Raw genomic sequence first — 3,538 nt, 5'->3', positions numbered from 1 at the left:
GAAACTCGTCCGTTCGTTTCGTTCCCATAGTTCATCTCCTTTGCTGCAATAAATGCTATCAAAGGAGCGGCATCAAACCGCGACACGTCCACTTATGACACATATCTCATTATCCAAGATCGGCTGCAGGGACGCAGTGTAGCTCCGGCCAGAAAGGACATCGACAAGGAATTTCCTTTGAGAGGCTTCTTGGAATGTGAGGCTTGCGGTCGACGCATTACATCTTGTTGGTCGCAAAGCCGAACTGGCCGTAGATACCCTTACTATCTATGCCAGTATCGAAAGTGCGCTGAAAAGGGTCTCTCCACACCGAGAGAAAAAGTAGAAAACGAATTCGAACAACTCTTGAAAAGCGTGGTACCTGATCGCGAAACCTTTCAGATCGCAGAACAGATGTTTCGAGATGCATGGGAACAGCGCAACTGCACAAATCAATCCGAGCTTGCCAGCCTGAGGGCGCAATCTCGTGAAATCGAGAAAAAGGTAAGAAAAAATCTCGACCGCGCAGTGCGGTCGGAAGAGGAAGAAACGGCCCAAGCATACGAAAATCACGCGTTATTGCTTCGCAAGGAGCAAGCCGCGATCGACGCCGAAATTGAGAAAATGGCAGTTCCGGCATTGGACTACGACAGTATGTTCGAACTCTCCATGCGTTTTTTGTCAAACCCTTATGAAATATGGAAAAAAGGGAGCATTTCCCTGAAGAGGACCGTGCTCAGGCTAGTGTTTTCCCAACCCCTTGTCTTCAGTCGTTCTGAGGGTGTTCGAACCCCAGATACCACCTTTCCTTTCAAGGCCTTACGCTTCCTGTCAGGAACAGAAAACGGTTTGGTACCCGCGGCCGGACTCGAACCGGCACGGCGTTTCCGCCTGGAGATTTTAAGTCTCCTGTGTCTACCATTCCACCACGCGGGCACAGTGCGTTTGGCCCATCCTGAGCCTGAAAAAACCACTAAGACCATAAGGCCCTGAATACAATGCGCTTCCGCCTCAAATTGTGCTTTGGTCAAATCCAGCACGCCCTCAAGCCCAAGTTGCCGGAGCTAGTCGTGTGATTGGAACAACACCCGCCAATTCGCCAAGCATGCAGTTGGGGCGGATGATGCTTGCAGCTCAAGTGTAATAGTGTCCGGTCCTGATGATTGGGGTGGCCCGGACTTCCTCTTTTCGTGTTTGTAGATGCAGCAAGGCGAACAAATTTGCCGCCATTCGAAGTCACAGTTAGAACGGGATAATATCCCCGCCAGCGATTTACCGCTATTGTACCTTTACACAGAAAACGCATTCCTTATTTTGCATGTTAACCATTGGAAGCCCAAGAACAGGAGAACCGGAATGCCACTGACCGTCAGGGACATGATGGAGGCCGCCAACGCTGTGGTCGCGCGTATCGATTTTGCCCAAGCTACGGAATTGCTGCGCGAAGGCGGGTTGCTGCTGGATGTTCGGGATACGCCGGAACTGGAGAGGGCGGGCCGGGCGGTCGGGTCCCATCACATTCCACGCGGGATGCTGGAGTTCAGGGCCGATAGCGGGCTGCCAACTCATGATCCTGAATTGCGCATCGACCGGCCAATCGTTCTGCACTGTGCGTCGGGCGGGCGCGCAGCGTTGGCAGGCAAGTTGTTGAAGGACATGGGCTATTCCCGCGTTTACAACCTTGGGGGCCTTTCTGACTGGGTCGAAGGGGGCGGCCAGACAGTCGAGCCTGTTGACCCGGGAATGACCTGACCTGAATCAAAGCCGTACACATCCTGATAAACCAATATGTGGTCAGATTCCAAAATAGGACCACACCCAATGATGCGTCTTGCTTCGATGTTGTATTCACTGATTGGAACTGCCCTGGCTGGCTCGGCCGTTATAGCTGTATTGACTGCTGGCCTGGTTACGACGGGCGCTATTCTGGGGGCCGCTGGCGCAGGATTTGTTGCTGCCATACCGGTTTCATGGCTTGTCGCCAAACGGTTGTATCAGGGTTCGATCTGATCAGGCGTTCAAAAAGGTTCTGACGGCCGCTTCAAATTCGCGAGGTTTTTCGGCGTGCAGCCAGTGGCCCGCACCCGGAATCTTCGCGAATTTCGCGGCGGGAAACATGGCGCGTATCTTGTCGCGGTGCTGCGGCAGAACATAGTCCGAGTCGCCACCTGACAAAAACAGGACCGGCCCGTTCCAAGTGGCATCGAGGTCCGGAAACCCCATGATATTGGCCATCTCGTTTGCCAGACCGTCCAAGTTCAACAGCCACCGCTGTCCGCTGACATCCAGTGACTGAGTGAAGAAGCTCTGCAACGCTTTTTCGACACCCAGTTCTGCCAGTTGCTGCTCGGCATCCGAGCGCCGGGTCACGCGGGACAGATCGACCGCACGCATGGCTTCGATGAATTGAATCTGACTGTGGCTGTAGGTCACCGGCGCAATGTCGGACACCACCAGTTTACGCACCAGGGCACCATGCGTCAACGCCAGGGTCATTGCTGCCTTGCCGCCCATAGAGTGTCCGACAACGTCCACGGGACCGCCGACCTGCGCAATGACCTCGGCCAGATCATCGGCCAGGTCCGGATAACCATGCGAGGCGTCCCACTTGCTGTAGGCATGATTGCGCATGTCCGCTGCAATGACCTGTCTTTCGTCCGATAGCCGCCGCGCAATGACGCCCCAATTACGGGCCGAGCCATAAAGCCCGTGCGCGATCAGAAGAGGAGGGTTCGCGGTCGGTTCGCCATGTACGATCGTGTTCAACATGAATGCGTGATACCCGGCGGTGAATGAAACGACCAGTCCCATTGTAGCCTGCCTCTGGCCGCGCTACATTTCCCGGTCAGGAGGCACCAATGTCGCAGGACACTGATATTCAGACCCGGATTGCAGGCACGATTACGTTGCTGCGCGAAAAGCTGGGTGTTCGGGACAAAACCCTGTTGGCCTCGGTCAAAAGGGCCAAACGCCGTCTGCCGCGCCGGATCTACAAACAGGCGCTTCTGCTGGCGAATGCGGAACAGATGGCGGCGCATCCAAGGCTGCGGCGGGTCTTGGATAGCCCGAAACTTGTCAGCGCGTCCGACGAGGTGCAGGCGTATCTCGGCAGTATTGATCTGGCGGATAGAAGATGGGGCTGGTTTCTGGGGATGCTGGGCGGACTGGCGTTCAACATTCTGGCGCTGAGCGCGCTGCTGCTGCTGTTTCTGTGGTGGCGCGGCCTGATCTGAAGGCTGGTCCTAAGGCAGGGTTACTTTGCCAATATTCAACTAAGTCTTTGGTGTGAAATGACAATGCGCCCAGTCCAGATGCGGCGCCACCGGGGCGCCGCTGTCTTGTTTTTTCCGAGCCGATTATAGGTTCGGGTAGATCGGGAATCGTGCGCAGAGGTCTGTGACCTCGGCCTTGACCTTGGCTTCGACCGCGCCGTTGCCGTCTTCGCCATTGGCGGCCAGACCGTCGACGACCTCGATGATCCAGTCCGCGATCTGGCGGAATTCAACCTCGCCAAAGCCGCGGGTGGTGCCGGCGGGCGAACCCAGGCGGATGCCCGACG

4 protein-coding genes, 1 tRNA gene and 2 pseudogenes are annotated in these 3,538 nt (G+C 55.8%); 4 read left to right on the top strand and 3 right to left on the bottom strand.

What is annotated here, in order from left to right; translation table 11 throughout:
* Nucleotides 1–177: 177 nt before the first annotated feature.
* A pseudogene (locus ACR0CG_RS23640) lies at nt 178–330 on the top strand (recombinase family protein); the annotation flags it as partial.
* 499 nt (nt 331–829) lie between these two features.
* On the opposite strand, the gene ACR0CG_RS23635 reads toward ACR0CG_RS23640, so the two are convergent.
* Nucleotides 830–915, bottom strand: a tRNA-Leu gene (locus tag ACR0CG_RS23635).
* Nucleotides 916–1,335: 420 nt separating this feature from the next.
* Between ACR0CG_RS23635 and ACR0CG_RS23630 the strand changes: the two genes are divergently transcribed.
* On the top strand, nt 1,336–1,731 hold the full coding sequence (locus ACR0CG_RS23630; protein ID WP_480527935.1) for a rhodanese-like domain-containing protein: 396 nt from the start codon (nt 1,336–1,338) through the stop codon (nt 1,729–1,731).
* A gap of 69 nt (nt 1,732–1,800) precedes the next feature.
* A complete protein-coding gene (locus tag ACR0CG_RS23625) occupies nt 1,801–1,989 on the top strand; it encodes a hypothetical protein (protein WP_170808451.1) in 189 nt (62 codons plus the stop codon).
* On the opposite strand, the gene ACR0CG_RS23620 is transcribed toward ACR0CG_RS23625, so the two are convergent.
* Complete coding sequence (locus ACR0CG_RS23620) at nt 1,990–2,790, bottom strand: alpha/beta fold hydrolase (protein WP_480527933.1); 801 nt, start codon at nt 2,788–2,790, stop codon at nt 1,990–1,992.
* Between the two features lie 47 nt (nt 2,791–2,837).
* Between ACR0CG_RS23620 and ACR0CG_RS23615 the strand changes: the two genes are divergently transcribed.
* Entirely contained in the window at nt 2,838–3,212 is a 375-nt protein-coding gene (locus ACR0CG_RS23615; RefSeq protein ID WP_480527931.1) for a hypothetical protein, read from the top strand.
* Between the two features lie 123 nt (nt 3,213–3,335).
* Here ACR0CG_RS23615 and glyA read toward each other — a convergent pair.
* Nucleotides 3,336–3,538, bottom strand: a pseudogene (gene glyA, locus ACR0CG_RS23610) (serine hydroxymethyltransferase); the annotation flags it as partial.

Source organism: Ruegeria sp. AB8, assembly GCF_056542605.1.
The sequence above is the reverse complement of the archived record's forward strand: the minus strand, read 5'-3'. Positions and strand labels throughout refer to the sequence as shown.